22 protein-coding genes are annotated in these 25,116 nt (G+C 38.1%); 19 read left to right on the forward strand and 3 right to left on the reverse strand.

The annotated features are described in order from the left end of the window. A partial coding sequence (locus BLR76_RS07115; protein ID WP_218121417.1) for a hypothetical protein occupies positions 1-184 on the reverse strand: 184 nt, incomplete at its 3' end. Positions 185-548: 364 nt separating this feature from the next. On the opposite strand from BLR76_RS07115, the gene BLR76_RS07120 reads away from it, so the two are divergent. The 8 genes from BLR76_RS07120 to BLR76_RS07150 all read left to right on the forward strand — a co-directional run bounded on the left by BLR76_RS07120 (position 549) and on the right by BLR76_RS07150 (position 7,944). After that, positions 549-1,460: a diacylglycerol/lipid kinase family protein gene (locus BLR76_RS07120; protein WP_091267318.1), complete on the forward strand. Its 912-nt coding sequence runs from the start codon at positions 549-551 to the stop codon at positions 1,458-1,460. A 132-nt stretch (positions 1,461-1,592) separates the two neighbouring features. Then, entirely contained in the window at positions 1,593-2,204 is a 612-nt protein-coding gene (locus BLR76_RS07125; protein WP_091267321.1) for a hypothetical protein, read from the forward strand. 173 nt (positions 2,205-2,377) lie between these two features. After that, positions 2,378-3,133, forward strand: coding sequence for a type I methionyl aminopeptidase (gene map, locus BLR76_RS07130; protein ID WP_091267324.1), 756 nt, complete (start codon positions 2,378-2,380; stop codon positions 3,131-3,133). A gap of 27 nt (positions 3,134-3,160) precedes the next feature. Beyond that, positions 3,161-3,325: a hypothetical protein gene (locus BLR76_RS11810; protein ID WP_176759641.1), complete on the forward strand. Its 165-nt coding sequence runs from the start codon at positions 3,161-3,163 to the stop codon at positions 3,323-3,325. A gap of 1 nt (position 3,326) precedes the next feature. Next, positions 3,327-3,923: a DJ-1/PfpI family protein gene (locus BLR76_RS07135; protein ID WP_091267327.1), complete on the forward strand. Its 597-nt coding sequence runs from the start codon at positions 3,327-3,329 to the stop codon at positions 3,921-3,923. Positions 3,924-4,288: 365 nt separating this feature from the next. Beyond that, positions 4,289-5,215 (forward strand): aminoglycoside phosphotransferase family protein, encoded by a 927-nt coding sequence (locus BLR76_RS07140; protein ID WP_091267329.1) that lies wholly within the window; start codon positions 4,289-4,291, stop codon positions 5,213-5,215. A gap of 565 nt (positions 5,216-5,780) precedes the next feature. Beyond that, positions 5,781-6,656 (forward strand): YihY/virulence factor BrkB family protein, encoded by an 876-nt coding sequence (locus BLR76_RS07145; RefSeq protein ID WP_091267332.1) that lies wholly within the window; start codon positions 5,781-5,783, stop codon positions 6,654-6,656. Positions 6,657-6,972: 316 nt separating this feature from the next. Next, entirely contained in the window at positions 6,973-7,944 is a 972-nt protein-coding gene (locus tag BLR76_RS07150; RefSeq protein ID WP_091267334.1) for an acyltransferase family protein, read from the forward strand. A gap of 115 nt (positions 7,945-8,059) precedes the next feature. Here BLR76_RS07150 and galE read toward each other — a convergent pair whose 3' ends face one another. Continuing rightward, positions 8,060-9,073, reverse strand: coding sequence for a UDP-glucose 4-epimerase GalE (gene galE, locus BLR76_RS07155; RefSeq protein ID WP_091267337.1), 1,014 nt, complete (start codon positions 9,071-9,073; stop codon positions 8,060-8,062). Between the two features lie 568 nt (positions 9,074-9,641). Between galE and BLR76_RS07160 the strand changes: the two genes are divergently transcribed. Genes BLR76_RS07160 through BLR76_RS07170 form a run of 3 tightly spaced genes read left to right on the forward strand, consistent with a single transcriptional unit; the run spans position 9,642 to position 13,134 of the window. Beyond that, positions 9,642-10,694 carry a glycosyltransferase family 2 protein gene (locus BLR76_RS07160; RefSeq protein ID WP_176759642.1) on the forward strand — a complete coding sequence of 351 codons (1,053 nt, stop codon included), beginning with the start codon at positions 9,642-9,644 and terminating at the stop codon, positions 10,692-10,694. A 47-nt stretch (positions 10,695-10,741) separates the two neighbouring features. Then, positions 10,742-12,166, forward strand: a complete 1,425-nt coding sequence (locus tag BLR76_RS07165) for a lipopolysaccharide biosynthesis protein (RefSeq protein ID WP_091267342.1) — start codon at positions 10,742-10,744, stop codon at positions 12,164-12,166. Between the two features lie 47 nt (positions 12,167-12,213). After that, positions 12,214-13,134 carry a glycosyltransferase family 2 protein gene (locus BLR76_RS07170; RefSeq protein WP_091267345.1) on the forward strand — a complete coding sequence of 307 codons (921 nt, stop codon included), beginning with the start codon at positions 12,214-12,216 and terminating at the stop codon, positions 13,132-13,134. An 89-nt stretch (positions 13,135-13,223) separates the two neighbouring features. Here BLR76_RS07170 and BLR76_RS07175 read toward each other — a convergent pair whose 3' ends face one another. After that, positions 13,224-15,089, reverse strand: coding sequence for an LTA synthase family protein (locus BLR76_RS07175; RefSeq protein WP_091267347.1), 1,866 nt, complete (start codon positions 15,087-15,089; stop codon positions 13,224-13,226). A gap of 315 nt (positions 15,090-15,404) precedes the next feature. On the opposite strand from BLR76_RS07175, the gene wecB reads away from it, so the two are divergent. Genes wecB through BLR76_RS07215 form a run of 8 tightly spaced genes read left to right on the forward strand, consistent with a single transcriptional unit; the run spans position 15,405 to position 24,631 of the window. Beyond that, positions 15,405-16,532: a non-hydrolyzing UDP-N-acetylglucosamine 2-epimerase gene (gene wecB / locus BLR76_RS07180; RefSeq protein WP_091267349.1), complete on the forward strand. Its 1,128-nt coding sequence runs from the start codon at positions 15,405-15,407 to the stop codon at positions 16,530-16,532. Positions 16,533-16,546: 14 nt separating this feature from the next. Next, positions 16,547-17,776 (forward strand): hypothetical protein, encoded by a 1,230-nt coding sequence (locus BLR76_RS07185; RefSeq protein WP_091267351.1) that lies wholly within the window; start codon positions 16,547-16,549, stop codon positions 17,774-17,776. Continuing rightward, on the forward strand, positions 17,760-19,154 hold the full coding sequence (locus BLR76_RS07190; RefSeq protein WP_091267354.1) for a sugar transferase: 1,395 nt from the start codon (positions 17,760-17,762) through the stop codon (positions 19,152-19,154). Before BLR76_RS07185 ends, BLR76_RS07190 begins: the two co-directional genes overlap by 17 nt. 30 nt (positions 19,155-19,184) lie before the next feature. Further along, positions 19,185-19,937: a glycosyltransferase family 2 protein gene (locus tag BLR76_RS07195; RefSeq protein ID WP_091267359.1), complete on the forward strand. Its 753-nt coding sequence runs from the start codon at positions 19,185-19,187 to the stop codon at positions 19,935-19,937. 17 nt (positions 19,938-19,954) lie between these two features. After that, entirely contained in the window at positions 19,955-21,079 is a 1,125-nt protein-coding gene (locus BLR76_RS07200) for a glycosyltransferase family 4 protein (protein ID WP_091267361.1), read from the forward strand. A 14-nt stretch (positions 21,080-21,093) separates the two neighbouring features. Next, positions 21,094-22,236: a glycosyltransferase gene (locus BLR76_RS07205; RefSeq protein WP_176759643.1), complete on the forward strand. Its 1,143-nt coding sequence runs from the start codon at positions 21,094-21,096 to the stop codon at positions 22,234-22,236. A 46-nt stretch (positions 22,237-22,282) separates the two neighbouring features. After that, the gene (locus tag BLR76_RS07210) at positions 22,283-23,293 is read left to right on the forward strand and encodes a hypothetical protein (RefSeq protein ID WP_091267367.1); all 1,011 of its coding nucleotides are present in this window, start codon (positions 22,283-22,285) and stop codon (positions 23,291-23,293) included. A gap of 30 nt (positions 23,294-23,323) precedes the next feature. Then, the gene (locus BLR76_RS07215) at positions 23,324-24,631 is read left to right on the forward strand and encodes an O-antigen ligase family protein (RefSeq protein WP_091267369.1); all 1,308 of its coding nucleotides are present in this window, start codon (positions 23,324-23,326) and stop codon (positions 24,629-24,631) included. Positions 24,632-25,116: the final 485 nt, after the last annotated feature.

A 25,116-nucleotide genomic window follows, 5' to 3' on the forward strand; every position in this document is an offset into this window, starting at 1 on the left:
ACGTCTCAATGTGTCTGGAAGTGACTGTTGGAAAGCGGCCATCTGATACAGCCTGCTGGACAAGCTGGTTGGCGTGATAAATATACTCTTTGGATAGCCGGGTCAATTCAGCTGCTTGTTCTTTAGTCGGCTTTAATTTCACTTTGAGCACTTTAACACAGGACTTTGTCTGTTCTTTTTTCACTCGCTTCACCTCTCTCCTGAAAACGAACGTATGTTCTTTTATTTAATTATATCACTCCGTCAACGGAAAGGCTAGAGAAATGTATACATAATTTTAAAATAAAAAGAAGACAAACCAAGCAGGCACTTATCTCAATGTACGCTCTCATCCCACGATTAAAACCGTGGGCTTTCCACGCTTGATAGTTCTGTAATTAATAGAATTGATTATAGAAGCAGTCCTGAGTCTGTCAGATGCATACAGTAAAGCCTATTACTGAGCCTGATCGATCAAGGCTGTTTTTTCGACTATTTTCATACATTCAAGTACACTGATAGGAGCACATACTTATTATAAAAAGCCTGTTGAAAAGGAGTCGAGTCTAGTGACAAAAGCAGTTGTAATCGTCAACCCAACCTCCGGTAAGGAAGAGGGCGAAGAATACGGTCCAGAAGTCAAAAGAGAGCTGGAGAAGTTATATAGTGAAGTAGAATTGAGATGGACAGAAGGAGAAGGGGATGCGACTCATTTTGCCAGAGAAGCCTGCAGTGAAGAAGTAGACGCTATTTATGCTTTAGGTGGAGACGGGACTGTAAACGAGTGTATCAATGGAATTGCACCTGAAGACTACCGTCCACCTTTCGGCTTCATACCTCTTGGCACGGTCAACGATTTAGGAAGAGTGCTCGATATTCCTATGAATCCAAAAAAAGCGGTAGAAAAGCTGACAGAGCGGACAAAACGGGTGATCGATGTCGGGAAGATCAATGATCAGTACTTTGTTGATATCGTTGCTATCGGGTCCATCCCGGATGCTGTACATGAAGTGCCGATCGAGAAGAAGACTAAACTAGGTCCGCTGGCTTATGTTATTGAAGGTGTCAAGGCAATCAATGAAAAAGAAGTGTACCCATTTAAGTTTAATGTGGACGGTGAAAAGCTGAATGAAGATTCATTTCTCGTATTAGTTGCACTCACCAACTCGGTAGCTGGGATTACAACCATGATACCAGAAGCCAGTGTTGATGATGGGTACCTTCATCTAGTCGTTGTGAGAGGAGATACGATTGCTGAAAAAATCAATCTGGTGCCAAAGATTTTTACAGGAAATGTCACGGACGACGAGAATGTTCTTTACAGAAAATTTTCTAAAGGATCGATCAGTCTGAAAGAAGGGTATGAGAAGGAAATAGTTACTAATGTAGATGGAGATGAGGGCGATTCGCTACCAATTGACCTGGAAGTGAAAAAACATCACATGACTGTTTTCGTTCCAGACACAGACAATAATAAGTAAATGCTGGATTTTACAGTCGAGAAAAAAATAGTATCAAAATAGTCACACTTTCTTCCCGGATTGAATACGCTTTTTGCCTATGCTAAAATAGTAAGAGCAATAAATGCAGAGAGTAAAGAGGACGATAAACATATGGCAAAGACTAAAGTAAAAGAAATACTTCAATCCGAAGAGTCAAATAAAGAAAAATTCAGCTACCTCTGGGGCTATTACAAGTGGCATGTGATTCTTAGCCTGTTTGGACTCCTTGTAAGCGGGTACCTCCTGGTTGACTGGATCAATCGCCCGATCACCTATTTTCACCTGACTGTTCTGGCACCTGAAGTAGATTTTGATGAAGAAGAACCACTGTCTCAGGAATTGAATCGTCTGCTGGAACCTGAAGGAGCAAACGAAACAGCTTATGCTTCATTTACTCCTCATGGTCAGATGGCTGAACGATTTACAGCACAATTCACAGCTGGGGAGTATGATGTCATTTTAATGGACGACTTTTCATTCGAAGAGTACTCTGAATACGACACCATGCAGGAATTCCGTCTATCAGGACTGGACGACGAAGACTATTATCAGCCGGACCATTATGACAACCCGGTCGGTGTAGACTCAAGTGTCATCCCATTGCTGGAGGAGTACCGGACAACAGATGACCTGATTCTGGTCATCCCAGGGAACACAACCAGACGAGAAGCCATCGTGGAATTTTTCGCGACTCAAGGTTTCGAGTTCGAATTTATCGACTAAGAAGGATAGTATTATGAAAGCCTGCCGACCAGCGGGCTTTTTCTTTTATCAATTATGACGTATGACAATATAGAGCAATCAAGCTGCGCACTGATTTAGAGAAAAAGGTTTTGTCAGAAGCGGATTTTCGCTATACTAATAGAGATAATAGTAAAGAATAGGAGAATGTGGTCGTGATCACCTTGAAATCACCTAGAGAAATAGAAGCGATGGATAAAGCTGGGGACGTCTTGGCAGCTATCCACGAATCATTGCGCGATTTTATCAAACCGGGCATTACTGGTATGGATATCGAAAAATACGTTGAAAAATTGATGAAGCAGCATGGTGCGACCCCTGAGCAGAAAGGCTATCAGGGTTATGAATATGCAACATGTGTCAGTGTAAATGATGAAATTTGTCACGGATTCCCCAGAAATGAAAAGCTGAACCAAGGTGACTTGATCAAAGTGGATATGGTAATCAATCTAAACGGTGCGCTAGCAGATTCATGCTGGAGCTATAGCGTGGGAGAACCGACTGATGAAGTTAAGAAACTGATGAACGTCACGAAAGAGGCACTGTATAAAGGTATCGAAGCGGCACAGCTGGGTAACCGTATCGGGGACATCGGTCATGCCATTCAGACGTTTGTCGAAGCGGAAGGCTTTTCTGTCGTTCGTGAATTTATCGGTCATGGAATCGGACCGACTCTGCACGAAAAACCGAGTGTCTCGCATTACGGCGAAGCGGGAAAAGGAACGCGTCTGAAAGAAGGACTGGTCATCACGATCGAGCCGATGGTAAACACAGGAACATGGCGCTCCAAGATGGACGACAATGGCTGGACTGCACGTACCCAAGACGGTGGACTCAGCTGTCAGTACGAGCATACAATTGCCATCACCAAAGAAGGGCCTAAGATATTAACTAAACAGCAAGGTGAATAAACTTCCATTTAAGAGAAGGTAATCAGTGTGGACAGTAAAACGTTTCATTATCAAAAAGATGAACACGAAGTAGTCATCTGTATTGATTACCATATGCCGACTAAACAGGAATTTCTTGGAATTGCCGGTACAATCAGTATCGTATCTGGAGTGTGCCTGCTTCTTAAAACCGTTATACTGAAGGATGAGTGAAATGAACCCATATACTGTAGGGATATTACTGTTTGATGATGTGGAAGTCCTGGATTTTGCCGGACCTTATGAAGCCTTTTCTGTTACAGAAGACGAGCAGGCAGTCAAAAGCTTCAAAGTAGTGACAATTTCCGAAAAAGGAGAGATGATCCGTGCCAGGAACGGCCTGAAAGTCGAACCGGATTATCATTTCGGCAATCATCCTGAACTGGACGTGCTGGTGATTCCCGGTGGATACGGAGCCAGAGAAGTCGAAAGCAAGAATGAAGTAGTGGTCGACTGGGTCAGAAATCAGGATGAAGTCGTCGAGAAGATGACGTCGGTCTGTACCGGTTCCTTCATCCTGGCTGAGGCCGGCCTGCTTGAAGGAAAGCGGGCAACGACTCACTGGACGGCACTGGACCGCATGGAAAAGGAATACCCATCAGTAGATGTCAAACGTGAAGTCAAGTTTGTAGATGAAGGCCACCTGATCACCTCAGCCGGCATTTCTGCCGGAATTGAAATGGCATTACATGTAGTAGCCATTCTTTATGGAAAAGAAACTGCTGCGCACACAGCCAAGCACATGGAATACGATTGGCAGACAGGCTACTGATTTCTGTTAGCCTGACGGAGGCAACGAACGAGTGTGGATCCGTGTGACAGAAGATAAATAACGAGTACATGTGCTGCGATTTTAGGATGAGAGGGTCCCTAAAAGACAGACATGTGCTCTATTTTTGTTGGAGATTTGAATGGGAGTGGACCATATATCATTATTGGAACAATTCGACAGAATTTATTCTTACCGAATCTATTCATAAATCAGTTTATGATCCATTCGGCAGATTAAAATGAATCTACCAGATTGTTCCAGCAACAATTAGTAGTGAATAAAGATCTTTAGAGAGCTATAATGATCGCCATTCCACAGAATGGCGTTCCTTTTTACACAAAAACAGTCGATACGGAGGATAAGCGATGCACCAGATCAGTGAACAGACAATACAATGGATTGAAGCGTCTATTAACGGGGAAGTATTAGAATACGAGCCACTCATGGGAGGCATGTCGTCCGATCTGACCCTTTTAAAAGTCAAAACGAGTGATGGAATACAGGAAATGGTGCTTAGAGAATACACCGATCAAGAGTGGCTGGAAATGGAACCGGATATCGCATATAAGGAAGCGGAAAATTTAACTCAAGTCGAAAAACTGACCGTAACGACTCCTTACCTCATAGCGGCCGATCCTACTGCAGTGAAGACCACGTGGCCAAGTCTGCTAATGTCAAAGGTAGAAGGGGAGGTCATTTTAAATAGTAGTTATACCAAAGGCTTGATAGATGAATTGGCCAAGGCGTTATACCTTATCCACCAGGCTACACATATCACTAGTTCGTCAACCTATTTCCGTTATTTCGACCCGACTATTCCTGTCCAGGCTACGTGGTCAGTATGTCCTGAGAACTGGCAGAGAATGATGAACTATCTTGCGAATACACCAGTTCCTGAAGTGGAAAGTACTTTTATCCATAGGGATTTCCATCCGACTAATGTACTGTTCACTAACAAAAAGGTTTCTGCAGTAGTTGACTGGCCAAACGCATGCATGGGGCCGAAACAAGTCGATATCGGTCACTGTCGGTGGAATCTGGCAATGCTTTTTGATCAGAGTGCGGCAGATGACTTTTTGAAGGCATACAAGAAAATAGATCCTAATCTGGCGTATCCACCATACTGGGACCTCGAAATGCTGAGCAATATCTTTGTGGAAGATAAGCCTGAAGTTTATGGGGGATGGCTGGCTTATGAAAGGACAGATCTCACAGAAGCACTGATGATCGAGCGGATGGACAGCTTTCTTCAGAATGCGTTGGACCGGCTGGAGTGTGAGTCTAATGAGTAGTGTTTATTACTCAAACACCATTAAAGGTATCAACATAATAGAGTTTGAATAGAACTGGGCTTCTGAACTTCACTATTTCTGAAAAAAGTGAAGTTTAATAAACTCATACGGAGCTAAACTCTACTGGTCTATAATTGACTCCAGTTCAGCAGTCTGCTCTAATATTAAACTCAATTCTATAAGCATAATAGTCGAGTTCAGCACATAAATCTGCCCTGAACTCGACTTTAACAATCACTTATTAAGAATGCTTATAAAGCATGTACGGAAGCAGTCTCCTTAATATGTAATCGTACTAGATTTGTTGTGTTTAGCAATGAGTCATTGAGCGAAATTTAAAAGTTTTTACTAGTCTGAGAGTAACAAATTGTACAGCTCTTTTAAAAGAATACCCTCTAAGCTTGGGAATACACACCTGACCTGACATTCTATATGGCGTAAGAGGTTATATTCTGGTAAGCTTGTCGAGGACATTCATTCAATAATCACTTTAAACTATATAAAGTCTAGGGAATGGAATCTTAACTTACATAGCAAGCAACGAGCACAGAAGGGAATATGTTACATGCGTCTCGAAAATTTATTAGACCGCCTACCTAAAAGGGACTGGGCCAAAAACATCACGAACCGGGTCCGGGAAGGCGAAATTTGGCAGCACTCTGCCTTTGTTACATACTACGTCCTGCTTACTACTTTTCCTCTCATCGTAGGCATTATCAACTGGCTTCAACAGCTGGAGCTGGAACTGAGGGGTCTTGCCTGGTTCGTCTATCGAATAGCTCCCCGGCCATTAGCAGAACAGATTGTTAAGGACATGATTCAGATTTATGACAGCTCAAATGTCGGAATTCTTTTAGTTGCGACAGTTTCGACCATCTGGACAGTAAGCTGGACCATGGCTTCGACACTGATGGGGCTGAACCGGGCTTATGGTGTTAAGAACAGACACAACATTGTCGTATTGAGAGTCCTGGCTTTCTTTCTGACGACGGCCTTCGCGGCTTGGATCGCTTTTGTCGTATTCTTTATCCAACGATCGACCGGAACAACTGCCGGAAGGTGGACAGTATTTGTACCGCTCGCTTTTCTTACGTTCTGCTTCCTATACTATTTCGTTCCAAATGTCGTTCAAAGATTCAGGAATGTCATACCCGGTGCGCTGTTTTCTACAGCAGCACTACTGATTGCAATAATCAGTTACCGACTCTTTGTTAATCAGTTGCCGGAAGACTCAACTTTCTTTACTCTTACAGGAAGTTTTATGGTGCTTCTGGCGTTACTTCAGAAACTTTCGCTGGCCATTCTAGCTGGTGGATCCGTCAATGCGACATTCATGCAGATGATGGAAGGCGTCGTTGTTTCCAAGAACGAAAACAGTAAATTCGTCATTGTTTTAAAGAAAATCGGATTGAATCGGCTACTTGAAAGTGATAAGCATTAAAATATAGTTGAACTGAAAAATTTAGTGAGAGAAGGCAGTGGCCTCCTCCTTTTTGTTAGCACTTAGTCTACGAATCAGATTAACTGATACAGTGCCTATATCAAGCAGAATTATCTGCACAATGAAATCCGTGTTGGTTTCCCTGTCGTGTTTGAGAACGGAGATGCAAAACAAGTCTATTTAGTAATCCTAACCTTCTAGCCGACAATAAGCTCTCTCCAATTAATAGAGCTGTCTGGCCTTTTCGACTTGAGGCAATAAAATTTCTATTTCTAGCGGTCTGAGTATACTTTTTCATGAAGGAGAGAAATGCATTATGACAACAAGAAATAACGCAATCGATGTGTTGAAGTCTCTTGCGATCGTATCGGTCATCCTAATCCACGCCCTACCTGACAGCACACTCTATACTATACTCGCACCTTACTATATCTGGCAGACCGTCCCAGTGTTCATTATTCTGTTTGGATACAACTCAGCTCAGTCATTTATAAGAAAAGGCTACAGCACATTGAAAGACATTATGACACTAGACTATATCATGAATAAAGTTAAACGTCTGCTTCTACCGTTCGGATTTATCTGGCTTTTACAAATCATTGTCCAGCTCACTTACTTTGACCGGGATCCCTCGCTGGATCTATTATTTTCTTTTATAAAAGGGGGATATGGGCCGGGCAGCTACTTTATTCCAATGATCTTGCAGGCGTCACTCCTAGTTCCTATTATTTATAGTGTGATGCGTGTTCATCCGACAAAATGGATGATTGCACTGTTCTTCATCAGCCTGGTGGTAGAATTAGTTGCTTACCAGCTAGATATCAGCGGAAGTCTCTATAGACTTCTAATCATCAGGCATATCTTTTCACTGACATTAGGGGTATGGATTGGCCTTCTTAAAGATAAAATCAAAATTAAATGGTTGATCATACCTGCGTTCTTTAGTTTCATCTACATCACAGCCGTGCATTATTTTAACTGGGAAATGATCATCGAAGAATACTGGCATAGTCAGCATGCACCGTCCTACTTTTACGTGCTGCTTCTGGTGATACTGGGGATGAAGGGGTTAAACGTTAATGGTGATTTCATATTATCCCGTCTGTTCATTTTGACTGGCCGGGCATCCTACCACATCTTTCTTGTGCAGATGTTTTACTTCTGGCTGATTCACGATCAGTTGACTAATCTACCAACAGCAATCACTTTAATTATGGCGCTCATCGTGCCGATTATTACTGGATTGGGATACTATTTAACGAATGAAAGAATAGGCTCCAAGCCATGAAAACTGGCGTTGATCCATTATCGAAGTACAAATAAAGAACCGTCTGATACTGCTCACGTTCTTTCTCACTAAGTAAGAAGGGAGAGCCGATTCAGCCGGTTCTTTTCAATATAGATTAATCAACATACCCATTCGGATTCGTCTTCTGCCAGTTCCAAGAATCACGGCACATGTCTTCAATGCCGAATGATGCTTCCCATCCAAGAGTTTCCTTAGCTTTCGATACATCGGCGTAACTCGTACCGATATCTCCAGGACGACGGTCGACCAGTTCATAAGGAATCTCAACATTGTTAGCTTTTTCAAAGGCGTTGACGACGTCTAGAACGGAATAGCCTTTCCCCGTGCCCAGATTATAGGCATCGACGCCAGTGGTCTGTAGAACTTTTTCAAGCGCACGAATATGACCTTTTGCCAGATCGATGACGTGGATATAATCACGGACACCAGTCCCGTCATGCGTCTCGTAGTCAGATCCGAAGACAGAAAGCTTTTCACGTTTCCCGACAGCCACCTGCGTGATGTAAGGCATCAGGTTATTTGGAATGTCATTAGGGTCCTCACCGATTTTACCGGAAGGATGTGCACCGATCGGATTGAAGTAGCGAAGCAGGGCAGCGCTCCAGTCATTATCTGCCACATACTGATCCTGAATGAACTGCTCGATGAACATCTTGGTCGTACCGTAAGGATTAGTGGTAGACAACGGCATATCCTCTGTAAATGGCGCCTTATTTGTCATGCCGTAAACAGTTGCGCTTGATGAGAAGACCATCTTTTTGACATTGTATTCATTCATCAACTGCATCAAGACGATTGTGCCGTTCAAGTTGTTGTCGTAATATTTGAGTGGCTGTGCTACGGATTCACCTACCGCCTTGTAGCCTGCGAAATGAATGACCGCTTCCAAGTCATGAGCTTCAAAGACTTCTTTCAGCGCACCTTTATTTGTGATATTGACTTCATGGAAGACAGGACGTGTTCCTGAAATCTCCTCGATGCGGTCAATAACTGCCGGTTTAGAATTGGAATAATCGTCTACAACGACCACCTCATACCCTTCATTGATCAGTTGGATCACCGTGTGACTGCCAATATACCCGGCACCGCCCGTAACTAAAATTGCCATAGTTATTCGCTCCTTTTAATTGAATAGTTAAGTTTAGTAAAGTTTACCTCTTTGTTTACTCGTGTCTATTGTACCATACCCCACGACCAGAACGCACTTGATTTCAGCAATTCTGAATAATGAAAATCTGGCCCAGCCAGATTACACCCCATGAGAATCTTTAAGCTGCAGTTCAGTTGACAATTAAAGACTGAACTGCATTTTAGCCTATATAGAATTCAGTTCATGCTCTAAAAAAAGGGCTGAACTAAACTCGATTCATATCCGATGCAGTTCAGCGCGCATAGTTAAGTCTGAACTGCATTCTACTCCGTCCAGAGTGCAGTTCGTCACTAAATTTACCCGTGAACTCCATTCATCAAAAAAGCAAACCCAAAAAGATTAAAATGAATATTTGGCAAGCCAAATCACCCTGAACCATCATAATAAGTCAAAAGCTAAAAGATTATTAAGAGTTAATGAAACATATGTGAAAGCTTGATCCTTATGGTATAATGACTCAAGATTGTTTTATCCAGTGCACTAGCAACCTTGTATTCAAAACTTCCTTATGAAAGGGCGCCATCTTATGTTCGATGTTTCCATTATTATGCCGGTCTATAATGTCAAAGACCACTTGCCGCGGGCAATTGAATCGGCACTGGCTCAGAAAAAAGTCATCGGTGAAATTATTCTGGTGAATGACGGATCGACAGACGGATCCAAAGAGATCTGTGAAGCTTATGCAGAAAAAGAGCCGCTCCTGATCACCGTCATCAATCAGGAGAACCAGGGATCTGGTCCGGCACGAAATGCAGGACTAAAACAGGCCAGCGGGAAGTTCATCTACTTCGCTGATCCAGACGATTATTTCAGTGACCGACTGCTTGCTGACAATCTGGCGCTCGTCAAAAAACGTGAAACAGACATTATTGTCTTCGGTTACACTCAGGAAAAAGCAGGCAGACTCGACACACGTGAAGTCAGACTGCCGAGACTGCCGCAGATGGATACGCAGGAAGACTTCCGTAAGCATTTCAGGAACTTCTATCATTTCTCGCCGTATGCTCTATGGAACAAGCTGTACCGCAAGGAATTTCTAACAAAGAATAATATCAAGTTCACCAATCAGCGAATGGGGCAGGACGCGCTCTTCAACATTGAAGTCTACAAGTATCTGGAATCAGTGACCATCAATCGACGGGCCTACTATCATTATGTCACTCATCAGGGGTCTGCAGTGAACCGCTATAGAGAAGACCGATTCAATCTTGAACTGAACATTGCAAAATCATTCGAGTCACTCATGATAGGATGGGAAGAAGCAGAAGAGTTCAAGGATCTGATTGCGGAAGAGTATTTCAATGTCATTTATCTCGAAACTGCTAACCTTGTTCATCCGGACTGCCCACTTACAACAGAAGAAAAAGTCGACTGGCTGACTGAACTGTGGAACGATATAGGTAGGAATAAGATCATTCCCGGAAAGAAAGACGAGAAGAATCCGTTCAGATATGCCCTGCTTTATGAAATGAAGACGGGACACCACCGGAATGCGCTCTTCCTGATGAAAACCAGGAATCAGGCTGCGGCCAAGTATACAAAGCCTTTTACAAAAATCAAGTCATTTTTTAGAAACTAATTACTAACACATCATAATTAACGCGCACAGACAGGAGTTTTTGCACTATGTTCGATCAATTTAAAAGAGGTATCATGTACACGGCAATGGGGAGATACTCCATTGTCATCGTGCAGCTCCTTGTACAAGCCGTTCTATCGAGGATATTGACGCCAGCCGAATACGGGATCGTTTCGGCGGTCAATATCTTTTTAGTGTTCTTTCAACTGCTGGCCGACTTTGGAATCGGACCGGCCATCATACAAAATAAAGACTTGACCCGAAAAGAAGTCAACTCGATTTTCTCATTCAGCTTATACATAGCGTTAGGTTTAGGCATATTATTCGTTTTTCTTGGCTACCCAATGAGTTTGTTCTACCGCAATGAGGTATTCATTCCTATCAGTATGATCCTGGCCATAGCCGTATTCTTCTATGGCATCCTGGTTGTTCCCCAGTCTCTGCTTCTAAAAGAACAGAATTTCAGACTGGTCAACTTGACGACCGTAGCCGGAGCATTAGTTTCAGGCGTAGTCTCGATCATCCTGGCATTTCTTGGATTCAGCTATTATGCCATTATTATAGGAAATACTACAAAGGCTATTACCTTGTTTATTGTCTTCTATATAAAGACTGAATCAAAAATCAGCCTGAAATTTGAATGGGGTCCGCTGAAGAAAATCTATTCCTTTTCGAGAAATCAGTTTTTGTTCAACTTTATCAATTACTTCTCACGAAATCTGGACAACCTTCTAATTGGTAGATATTTCTCATCCAGTTCGTTAGCCTATTACGACAGAGCCTATCAAGTGTCTCTATACCCGAATCAGGTGCTGACCAGTGTCGTTACGTCGGTCATGCATCCGATTCTGTCCGATTACGCTGACGAGAAAGAACGCATTAAACGAGTGTACTTAAGAATATCGAACTTACTGGCTACATTAGGTCTGCCGCTGTCCGTCTTTCTGTTCTTCTCTGCAGAAGAGGTCATTCTCTTTCTGTTCGGGATGCAGTGGGAAGGGAGCATCATGACTTTCCAGATCCTGGCACTCTCAGTCTGGCTACAGATGATCTTGTCCAGCACCGGAGGAATCTTCCAGTCAGGCAACAGAACCGATCTATTATTGCTTTCAGGCGTATTATCTACTATCTTTAATGTAACGGGTATAGTTACTGGAGTTATTCTAGGACAAATCGAATACGTGGCAGCGTTCTTGGTCCTATCGTTCTCACTGAATTTTATTCAGGCAAACTATCTGATTATGATCAGACTGTTCAACGATAAAATGAGCACCTTCTTCAAAGTCCTGATCAAGCCATTTATTCTGGCACTGATCCAGGTAGGTGTATTCCTGCTTCTGCCAGATCTGCCGTTCAATCTATTCATTAATCTAGTTATCAAAGGATTGATCTTTGTCGTTGCGTGGATTGCTGGTCTCATTTTAACAGGAGAACTCAAACGACTCCTGGCGGAAGTAAAGCAGTCTAAATAGCAGAGCGACTATAATAAACAATTCAACAAGTAAAGGAGCTGCAGCACATGTCCAAGCCATTAGTATCAGTTATCGTACCGACTTATAATGTCGAGCGGTATGTAGAAGACTGTATCGATTCACTTATCAGCCAGACGTATCCAAATATAGAAATCATCGTGATCGACGATGGCTCAAAAGACGCGACAGTTTACCTCTTGAATCAATATAAAGACAAAATTAAGCTGACTGCCAACGACAACAATAAAGGGCAGGGGGCCAGACGCAATCAAGGTATAAAGCTTGCTAAAGGCGAGTACATTTATTTTGTAGACTCCGATGACTGGATCGAAAAAGATACAATAAAAGAGCTAGTCGAGCAAGCAGTGAAAACTGGTGCCGATTTAGTTCGCTTCAACGGCAAAGCCTTCTCAGAAGGAGGAGTCACTCTAAAAAAAGAAGGACAATACAATTTCTCACATCAACTAGAGCACAAAAAAGTCTATACTGGAGAAGACTTACTAGATAAAAATAGAAGAAGCTTCTCAGCTTCTCCTTGTTTATACCTGATTAAAAAATCGGTTATCGACCAACACAACCTATACTTTTTAGAAGGCGTCCTTCATGAAGATGAGTATTTTACAACCAGAGTCTTTTGTGCCGTAGAATCTATGACCTACATAAATAAACCCCATTACAATCGTCGCTACCGAGTGGCTTCTACAATGACTGAGCAGTCTAATTTACACAAATTAAAATCATTTGAGTCTTATTTGAAAATATTTAAAGCACTTGAAAAGGACTACCAACGACCTGAGCTTAAACCAGCTCAAAAGCAGTTTATCAAACGTCAACTATTGTCTGTCTATAACGGCTTACAACAAGCGGATATTCACCCAGTAAACAAACGGAAATTAAAAGAATTAAAATCAGTCACGTTTAAGGATAAAGTCTTTTTAGTATTGGCAAAGATAAAACAAAGAATGTAAAAGAATGTAAATGAAAAAAAGACCCCTATATAAATAAGCTATCTTAAGCACTGATAAGTCCTATCTATATAGGGGTATAGTTGTTTAATTTAATTAGTGTGTAAGTCGTAAAAACCAATATCGTGTGAATAGTTTGATCCAGCAAATAAGTCATACTGAATCAAAGTAAACTCATTTAGTAAGCGAATCGTTTCGACTTGTAATTCGTGTCTTGAAGAAACAGGACCATCAATGCCTTCTTCTAAATATAATCCACCATAGATACCTGGCAGCACAGCTTCAAGCTCCATTAACATCGCTTCAAAAGGTGATACCATCATATCTAAAGCTTCTAGAATGTAATTAATAAAGTAGATGGGGCTGATTGTTCCGATATCTCCTGACAACTCTCTTTTATTTGAATAAAAGAAAAGAGGGGTTTCTCTCATTGTCAGTCTAGAGTTTTGGCTAATAGTATCATCGGAATAAATACCTGGTTGATGATCTCCCCAAAAGACAATAAAGATTTCTTCATCATGCTGATCCACTTCTTCTATGAGCGCTTCTAAAGCTTGGTCACTATGGTATAAATCTTGTAAGTAGCCATTGCCTTCAGCATCTTCTGTGGCACCAGAGGTTTCAAATAACGGGTCATCATACTTATGACCGTATGCCATATGGTTTTGCATCGTAACCAGGTGAATGAAATCGAGGTTATCAGTCTCATTTAACCGTTGGATCATTTCTTTGTAGGCTGAATCATCAGAAATATAATCACTGTTGCCGATTTTTTCATTAAAAGTCATGTGTTCGTCATAAATAAAATCGTTGAAACCAAGGTTATCGTAAACAGTCGTTCGTTTGTAGAGCCTTGCATTGTAAGGGTGAATAGCCGTAGCGTTCATTCCTTGATCATTGGCTTTTTTAGCAAGGGAAGGAACATCATTTAGTTCATCTGCTGCTTCCACATAAGGTGAGTAAATTCGAGAAGCAAGAGGCTCTAAAGATAGACTCGTCAAGGCTTCGAATTCGCTGTTTGCTGTTCCGCCACCAATGTTTTGGGCAAAAGCTTGGCCACTTAATGTCGAGTCCATTAAAGAACGAGTGTAAGGAATAGGGTCTTGATTGAATGAAAAACCTTCAATCGTTGATGGATCCGCGAACGATTCATTCATAATAAATAGAATATTAGCAGGGCTCTCTGACAATAGTCGATCCCTATTAATCTCATTTGCTAGTTCAGTATATTTTTCGTGAATCTCCTCAATGGTATGACGAGAATACTCAGTTGGTTTTTCCATTACTTCAGTCCCTAAGTTAAATAAGAAACCAGCTACAAAACCATTACGTGCGTAGTTAAGGTCTTGATTATAGGTGACAAAGTCTGTGTATTGGTTATATACCTGTCTAAGGGGATTGCCAGGGTAATTAAAGCGATAGATGTTAGCAATTAATGCAAGAGATAAGACAAACAGAGGAAAGCGCCACATAAACTGAAAACGTTTGGTTAACGAACCCTTAGCTCTCAAAGAAAAATTCTTGTAGACTAAAACGATAAGAAAGAGGATAGCTGATAAGCCACCAAGAATGAAGATTATTTCTCGCGTGCTAATCATTTCGACCAAAAAAGGCAATTCCGAAATCATGGATAATTCACTAGGAAATAATGGCTCATTACGGTACTGATACTTTAAATAAGCAGTAGACCCTAAAATTAAAGAGAAAACAGTGAGAAACGAACCACTTAAGACGGCACTGCCGATTAGAGAGGCAAGAAAAAGAAAAAGGCTGAAGAAAACCAAACAACTTAATATAAATACTTCGGTACGAATATTGAAGATGAAATTATGAACATTCTCTAAATTAAAGCCCATATAAAAATATTGAACGACAAAACTAGCAAGAATAGAAGAGACTAATCCAATGAGTAAAAAACGGCTTACGAGAATGAGATTCCTTTTTGTAAATAGTTGCAATGTATATGATTCCTCCTTCAATGGTTACATTCGAGTGTAATGCAAACTTCATCAATTGTAAATATAACGTAAATGAAATTGCTAAACATTATGCAAAGCTTTCAATTTTTTGTCATAATCATTAACGGAGGCCACTACTAACTATAGAAAAAATTAAAAGTAATAGCTGTAGATAGTGAGGGAATATATAGTGGATACCAAGTAAATGCTAGAAGATAGGTTGCTGATGAAGTCATTTATGGTAAAATGATGCTTGATTATCAGAAGACAGTAAACAATTAGAATTAATTTCATACGGATTAGGAGTAGGAATAATTGAAAAAAAGAAAGATAGCAATTGTTTTTGGTACGAGACCAGAAGCTATTAAAATGGCACCAGTTATTCTCGAATTTAAAAAACGTCAAGAAATCTTTGAAACATTAGTACTCGTAACAGCTCAGCACAGAGAAATGTTGGATCAAGTCTTAAGTGTGTTTAATATAGAACCTGATTACGATTTAAACATAATGAAGGAAAATCAATCGTTATCAGATATTACAGCCAATGTTTTAAAAGGTATTGAAGACATTTATAAAAAAGAAAGACCGGATATGGTTCTTGTACACGGGGACACTACCACAAGTTTTTCAGCAGCATTGGCTGCTTATTACCAACGTATACCTATTGGTCATGTAGAAGCTGGTTTAAGAACATATGATCACGATAATCCATTTCCTGAAGAAGGGAATAGACAGCTTATAGATAATCTCGCTGAGTTATACTTTGTACCAACAGAAACTAGTAAACTAAACTTAATCAATGAAAATAAAAACGAATCAAACATAATTGTTACTGGAAATACCGTAATCGACGCGATTCATTACACGAAACAGAGCCAGGTTAAACACTCGGTTCTAGATCTAATGGACTCAAAACCGAAGCAAAAATGGCTTTTACTTACTATGCATCGAAGAGAGAATTACGGAAAACCAATGAGTGATGTATTTGAAGCGGTAGTAAAGTTGACCAAAAGGTTTTCAGATATTGAATTTATCATGCCGGTTCATTTAAATCCTCTTGTACAAATTGTTGCAAAGGAAGTACTTGGTGATAACAGTAGGATTCACTTAATTAATCCACTCGAAGTAGATGTATTTCATCAAGTAATTAATAAATCACACTTAGTTTTAACTGACTCTGGAGGCATGCAGGAAGAAGCACCTGCCTTAAATAAACCAGTTTTAGTATTGAGGAATAAAACGGAACGACCAGAAGGTCTCGAGGCAGGCACTCTAAAGTTAATAGGAACAGATAGCAGAACTGTTTACTCTTCAGTTTCTCAGTTGTTGACGGATGCTAAAGAATATAATAGAATGACCGAAGCTATAAATCCTTATGGTGATGGAACAGCAAGTGAGCAAATAATAAATAAGTTAACTAAATATTTTGAGATTGAAGACTGAAAGGAAAGCACTCTATGGAAATTAGAGCTAAGTTACAGAGTTGGGTAAACTACCATGAAATAAAGCAGCAAAAATATGGAGTTTTTTTCTTAATACTAATTGCACTAGCATTTGTACTTGGGGACTGGACGTTCAATTATTTTTCTTTTGCAGAGTTTATCCTAATAGGGATTATACCAATATTGTTTATTTTAGGACAAATTAGAATAAATTTTATTCAACTAAAATTGTTATTGATAGTTATCTCTCTGATTTTTATGAATTCCCTACTTCGATTAATAATGGGCATAGAACCTTTTTATACCCGTATAATCGTTCAAGCAAGTATAAAATTGATTTTCTATCTTTTTGTAGTCGCATGTTTATATAACTATATTAAACGAAATAAGTTTGAAGATAAATTTCTTGCCATTAATAATTTTTTATCTGTTGTAGTTATAGTTATTGGTATTTATATTGTCGTGTCAATTTATAATGAGCATGAGTATCCCTATAGACTTTTATGGACCTTTACAAGGCAAGACTATAAAAGTTACTATTTTAGCGGACAATCTGATTTTATTAGGATGAGAAGTATATTTTCTGAACCTGCTCACTTAGGTCATTATCTAATGATCATATTAACTAGTAATTTAATGTACAAAAAAATAGACATGAAACGAGCTATTTTTTTAACCGTAGTATCATTAGGCGTTTTTCTAACATTTAGTTACAGTATGGTGTTTACACTTTTAGTCATTATTGGACTTTACTTTATAAAAAACATTGACATAAAAACAATTAATAAAAAATATATTATTACAATCGGGCTTATACTTACTGGGATATTATTTATATTTAGTAGTTATATCTATGAAACGCTAATAATGAGAACTCTAAATATAATAACTGGTGTAGACACGTCAGGTTTTAATCGATTAGTAGAGAGTTGGGCATATGTAGATAGTTCGAGATGGTGGATAGGAAATGGAATAAATCACACACCTGTTATTATTAATAACTTTGCCTATATGCTTTCGGATTTAGGAATATTTGGTTTTATACCATTTATTTTGTTTACAGTATGGACTATAAGAAAATCAGTGCTTATGGGCATATTGTTCATTTTACTCAATATCAGTCGGGGTGGTTATTTAGGACCGAGTTTGTGGTTTTTAGTCCTATTTATCTTAATATACAATGATAACCATAGTCATTCTGACAAAAAAATGCTAGGAGGACCCCATCATGAAGAAACAATCTAGTGGGTTTGATAATACAAAAAAAACACTTATTATTCTTATGGATGTTTTGATTTTTCATTTATCATTCATATTATCTTTTTTACTGCGTTATAATTGGAATATACCTCAATACAATTATATTTCCTATGAGAGTGCAAGTCCATTTATCATACTTGTCTTCATTTTCTTAAATATTATGTTTGGTAATTATGTAATGTATAACAAACAGAAGACAGATTTTGTTTATCTAACAATAATTGTACAGTTTTTCATGTCGATACTAATTATGGCTATGACTTTTTTTGGAAGATGGTTTACATTTCCACGGACTATCATATTAATCAGTTTTCTTGTTAGTAGTATATTATTAACGATTTGGAGATTAATTGTATTCAAGTTATATCTTAAAGTTGACGGAACAAAAAAGGTTCTAGTTGTCGGTGATGAGATAAGTTGTAAAAGAGCGGTACTAAACATTAATCAAGCGAAGAATGATAGACATATAGTTACTCATGTTATTTTAAGTAACTATCTTGAGAATTTAAAAGAAAACATTGATCAATTTGATATAGTTTATTGTTCTAGCAAATTGAACGAGGAAATCAGAACTAAAATATATGAGCTTGTCATTAGAAATAACAAACAATTATTCCTTTCTACTTCTTTTGAAAACTTGGTAATGATTAATCCTAATATAATGAATATCGAAGATGAAAGTATTATCGAAATCAAAGGTTTTAGAATTTCACCTGAGGAAGATTTGGTTAAAAGAATTATTGACTTCACCGTAGCTTTAGTAATGTTAATCATAGTTTCTCCTATAATGTTAATAACAGCAGTGTTGGTTAAGGTAACTTCGAAAGGGCCAGTTTTGTACAAGCAAGTAAGAATCACAAAAGGGCAACGCGAATTTAACATATTGAAATTTAGAACTATGTCTGCTACTGCAGAAAAGGAATCTGGACCTGTTCTTGCGTCAGCTAATGATGCCAGAGTAACTCCTTTAGGAAAATATTTAAGATCATTAAGAATTGATGAATTGCCCCAGTTAATTAATGTGCTTAAAGGAGATATGTCACTAGTGGGCCCGAGACCTGAAAGGCCATTTTTCGTAGATCAATTTATAGCTATAAATCAATACTACGATTTAAGACATAATATTCGGGCAGGAATTACTGGATTTGCACAAGTTTACGGCAAATATGCTAGCGATTTTAATAGTAAGTTAAATTTCGATTTATTGTATATTCAGAAATACTCACTTCTCTTTGACATAAAAATACTACTTCAAACAATCAAAATTTTATTTGATAAAGTGTCTTCTAAAGGCGTAGACGAAGAAGAGCTAGATAATCTAACGGATTCTACTTTTCCTGAAAACATAAAAGTTATAGAGTAGATAAAACAAAAAAAAGAAAGCAGATGTGAAATGATTGAAAATAGAGTAACAATAATAACTCCTGTTTACAATGCTAGTAAATATTTGAGTGAAACGATTGAATCCGTATTAAATCAAACCTATGTTAACTTTGAATATATTCTCGTTGATGACTGCTCCACTGATAACAGTGCTGAAATTATTAAAGAATGTATCGAGAGAGATAATCGAATAAAATACGTGAAATTAGATAGTAACAGTGGTGCTGCCGTTGCTCGTAATAAAGGCTTAGAAGTAGCAAGTGGTCAATATATAGCCTTTATAGACAGTGATGATAAATGGTACCCTGAAAAACTAGAAAAACAATTAGATTTTATGATTAGTAATCAATTTGGATTTACGTATACTAAGTTTGATTTAATTCACGAAGACGGTACGATGAAAAAAGACAATGTGCAGCTTCCAAAAAAGTTAAACTATAGCGGGTTATTAAAAAATACAGCTATTGCATGTAGTACTGTCATGATTGATAAAGATATAATCGGTGAATTTAGAATGCCATTAGTTCGTAAAGGACAAGATACTGCAACCTGGTTGAAAATATTAAGACATCATGATTACGCCTATCTAGTTGATGAAGTGTTAAACCAATATAGAAGTGTTCCCGCTTCTCTATCAAGTAATAGAATTCAAGCATTAAAGAGAACTTGGAATACTTATAGAAACATTGAACAGCTTCCTTTAATTAAGGCACTATACTATTTTGGGTGGTACGTCTTTAACGCTGTGTTAAGAAGAGTATGAGTGAGAGGATTGGTTAAATGAAAGTACTTCATATAAATTCGAATTATTTAACTTCCTACCTACATGAAAATGTTATGGACTATTTATCGGAAGGACATATTGAACACCACATTTATATGCCTATGAAAAAGGAGAAACAAGAAGAATTACTGTATGAATCCAAACACAAGGTTCATTCACCTATAGCATTTAAAGATAGTGATAAATATGTCTTCCTCTGGAAACAGAGGAAGATTTATAGGACATTAAAAGAGACGACGTCTTTGAGTGATACACACTTTGTCCATGCACATACCTTGTTTACAGACGGAAATGTCGCACTGCGACTTTATGAGGAGTACGGTATTCCTTACGCGGTGACGGTGCGAAGTTTTACTGACATTGAAGGTTTTTTTCACAAAAGAATAAATTTAAGAGCTCGTGGCAGAAAAATATTGGAACATGCATCTAAAGTCATCTTTTTATCAGAGCACAGTAAAGAACATTTAGTCGATACTTACATTAAAGACGATCAGTTAAAAGAAAATATTCGCCAAAAGGCGGTACTTGTGCCTAATGGCATAGATGATTTCTGGTTTAAAAATGAAGGAAAGCCTAAGAGACTGGATGTCGAAAAGCCACTTAGAATCATTACCGTTGGACAAATTAGGAAACGAAAAAATCAAGATGTCACACTATTGGCGGCTGCCTTAATTGAAAAGACTATTAAAAGGCCAGTCGAATTAACAATGGTCGGGAAGGTAATAGAAAAGGACTATTTAGAGAAAATGGAAGCGACCGGTATTCCGTTTAAGTTAATTGAATATATACCTAAAGAAGAGCTGATAAAAGAATACCGTCAACATGACTTATTCATTTTACCCTCTAGGTATGAAACGTTCGGTTTAGTTTATCCAGAAGCAATGAGTCAAGGCTTACCGGTTCTCTATTCAAAAGGTCAAGGCTTTTATAAGCAATTTGAAGAAGGTTTTGTCGGCTATGCAGTAAACTCAAATGATCCTCAAGATGTAGCAGATAAAGCTGAGATGATCATAAAAAATTATGACAAAATATCAAAGCAAACATTATCAGCTTACAAGAAGTTTAATTGGAAAGAGCTATCGGAAAAGTTACTGGCAATCTATGAAAAAGAATCGCTGTAAGGATGGGTAAGCGAATGAATAAATTAATACAAACTAATAGAGTGGTTCATATCATGAGCGGTTTTGGAGGTGGGATATCCTCTTTTATTAAAAACAAGGCAGACGCTTTAAGTGATCAAGGTATTGTCTTTGATGTCATTACTTTCGATGAGGTAGGAGCAGACTTCAGACGGTCTATTGAAGGTACAGGTGGTCATATATACAAAGTGAGCAACCCGAAACAAGAAGGCTTTAAGCAGTTCTTTTACCAAGTTAATGCTATTATGAAGAAATTACCAAAAGATGTACTCGTGCATTCACATGTCAATGGTATAATCGCATTACCATTTTATTTAGTTGCTAAAAAGAACCGATTGTCACGCTTTGTCATTCATGCTCACACAACAAGTCCATTAAATAGCCCAAATAGTAAGCAAGACAGAATCAAGCGTCGTTTAAATAAGATGATGTCTAAAGAAAAATTATCTTGCGGTGTTAAAGCGTCTGAGAATATATTTGGGAAAAAAGCAGTGGCTAGAAGCAGTATTGTACACATCCCGAACAGTATTGAGCCTAAACGATTTCTAAAAGAGTCTAATCCTTCACAGTTGAAAGAAGAGATATTGAGAATAACAGATAACCGCTTAATTATTGGACACGTAGGAAGGTTTAAAGCAGTAAAGAACCACCCATTTATGTTAGATATTATTGAAGAGCTAAAAAACAGAAAAATACATTTCTTGTGGTTTTTTGCGGGAGACGGCTTATTAAAAAAAACAATTGAAACTCAAGTAAAGGAAAGAAACCTTGGAGATGTTGTTCAGTTTCTGGGACGACGAGATGATATTGAAAATTTATTTCATATGATGGATGTCGTAGTCCTACCGTCTTTTGATGAAGGATTGCCGACCGTTGTAATCGAAGCACAAGCGTCTTCAACGCCTTGTCTCTTATCGGATACTATTACTAAAGAGTGTGACTTAAAACTCTCTATAGTAAAGTACTTACCTATAAAAAGTGTGGATCAATGGGTAAAAGAAATAGAAACCTTCTCTCCAATTTCCGTAAACAAAGCGGAAATTAAAGAGAAGCTAGTATCTATGAAATTTACTAATGAGACATCTGCACAACTTTATGTAAAGTTCTTAAATCGAGAAATAAAATCCTATACTATTTAATAAATTGTTAAGCTAATTAGGATGTCAAAAAATAAGGAGTTTTAAGATGGATTTAAAATCGTTTATACTAGAGGTCTGGCAACTAATAAAAGATTATAAAAAATTGATTGTTTCTCTTGCTATTGTCTTTTCTGTTCTTTTTGCAGGGGTTAGATTGCTTATTCAGTGGGACTTTCAATCAGTTGGTACGGAAACAATCGAAACAGAAGGGGTACCATCTCAATTTGATTTGTTTATTGAACAGGAAAACTTAGGAACCTTTACCAATTCCTACTTAATAGAAATACTAGCAACTCAGCCAAACATTGTTTCGAGTATGGAACAAGAAACGGCGATTACTATTCAGGATGTTTTAGACGAATTTAGTGAGAACTTTGATCCGGTTTATACTAATGAAGATCCCATCAACATTGAGCGTAATAGGTCTACTAATGTGATGACTGTAAGTATAGGTCTGGGAACGAGTGAAGAAAACCAAGAACTAGCTGAAGCCTATTATTCTTGGTTAAATGAACCAGAGCACCCTTTCTTTAATGATAAAGATGTTTATTTATTATCGGAACCCGAATTGAATGAAGAACAAGCCTTTATCAATGGAGAAAGCCAATCCTTTTCTATTGTATCCATTCTCGTCATGGCTACTATCGGATTAGTTTTTGGTATAGTTGCGGCTATCTTTATAGCTATTATAAAAGCTTTGCTTCATGATAAGATACTTTATAGCTTTACTTATGGTTGGAAATCTGATGATATCTATATGCGTGAGTTAAATCAGAAAGATGATAAAATTTCTTATGATATATTAAGTGGCTATGCAGATAAAGTGGTAATTCTAACTGAACACCCGTTATCAGATGAGTTGGTTGATGCATTGACTAAAATGGGACAGCATCAGTTTTCAATACATTCAAGTGTGACGTCAATTCCTATTGACGAACGATTTGAAGAATGCTCGATTATTATTCAGCGAAAATTGACTAGCAAAGATTGGTACGCATCACAACGCAAGAATTTAAAATTATATCCATCTGCACGTACAAAAATTATTGAAATATAAGTAGTACGCTTAACCGAATAGAGGTGACCCATGAAAAAATTAGGCTATCTACTCATTGCTTCCGTATTTTTAGGAACAGACATATTGGCTGTTAATGCCGGTATAGCACAAATATCGATGTACAGAATGCTGCTAGCTATTTGTGTCGTCGTTATCAGCTTTATCTATATAAGAAGAGACCCCTCTGTTTCCTTGCGATTTAATCTTCAAGATAATCAATTCAGATATGTTTATCTTATCTGGCTAGTCATTGGTATTTTTTCTTTCATCTGGGCAAGAGATGGTGGAGGCTGGATGAAAGGCGTTTTCTTTGTCGGAACAGGAACGTTTACCATTGTTTTGACAAGCATCCTTATGACTAGTCAAAAGGATTTAAAAACAAGTTTCACTATCTTATTTATAATGATAGGACTTCACCAAATGATGGGATTTTACGAAATAATCACTAACCATTATATATGGGCTGATTTATCAGGACCAGTTAGAGCGAACTTCTCGGCTAATAGTGGGGCTCGAGTTCCATACACCACCTTTACTAATATCAACGATTATTCAACTTTGATTTTTGCCAGTATTCCACTATCTTGTATTATCTTGTTTAATACAAACAAAAAATGGCTCAAAGGATTAAGTATTCTATCTATTCTTTCCACTTTATTTTTGCTTTACCGAACAGGCTCAAGAGGAAATCAACTGGCACTAATTTTGTTCGTTTTTACTCTGTTCATTCTTAAAACGATGAAGCGCCGTTATTTAAGAGGAGTGCTATACTCGCTTGGTGTCTTTATTACTATTTTTGTAGTAGCTTACTTTGCTATTCCTTCTTTACGTTATTCTATTTATAGTGTAGTTATCGATTTTATTAGGCAATCAGGATCTAATGTTTATCGAATCAATTTGCTACTAAACGGTTTTGCTTTCTTGGCACAATCCTTTGGTTTGGGAGTTGGAGCGGGTAATATTGAAACATGGATGGTTGAATCACCAATCTTTGTAGTTGACGCTCCTAATATTCATAATTGGTTTATGGATATTCTTGTTGCCTATGGATTGATTACCTTTATCTTATACACCCTGATGTACCTTTACATTTTAAGACAATTATATGTCTCTTATAAATATTCTTATAATCCGTTTATTAGATCGTCATCTTTCTTTTTGTTTGCTTACGTCATTAGTTTTGTAGCATCATCTATATCGTCTGCTTCAAATATATTTATTGAATGGCAATGGGTGATGTGGGCAGTAATCATTGCTTTTGTTCAATTGACCGAAAAGAAAGAAAGTGAAACCCTTATGACTTGGCGTAAGGATCAAGCTTTTAGTACGATTAAATAGTTATACAAAAATTAATCAGAAAATGTGTAAAATGTAAAACAGACAATAAAAAATAAGTGTGAAGAAAGGAGGTGATTCCTTTTTCTTCACACTTATTTTATAATGCAAGTAACTAAAAAAGGTGAAATATAATTTTAACATTATGAAATACCACTAGTGTTGCATAAAACTGAAAATCACTGTTACTTGTTTATTGTTAATTAAATCACATGTAGTTTTCGTTAAAAATTTCAAAAAAGTCAAATGCTGGCGCAGCGGATGACTTTTTCCAGAATTTTTTTGACTTATTTAGTTGTAGATAAATCGATTTGCAGCTTCTTTCACTTAGTCAGGTTCGAATATTTCCTTAAATAATTCGAACGGTTCATACTGTAACGCTCGTAAATGCCTTAAAACGTGGAAAACTGTTTGTTTTAAGTCTAATTCAAGCTTGATGAGTAAGGTCAGTAAGTAGACAATCAGTGCCAGTATGACTTGATTTTCCA

The sequence above is a fragment of the Alkalibacterium thalassium genome, assembly GCF_900101165.1.
In the GTDB taxonomy this organism is placed as follows: domain Bacteria; phylum Bacillota; class Bacilli; order Lactobacillales; family Carnobacteriaceae_A; genus Alkalibacterium; species Alkalibacterium indicireducens.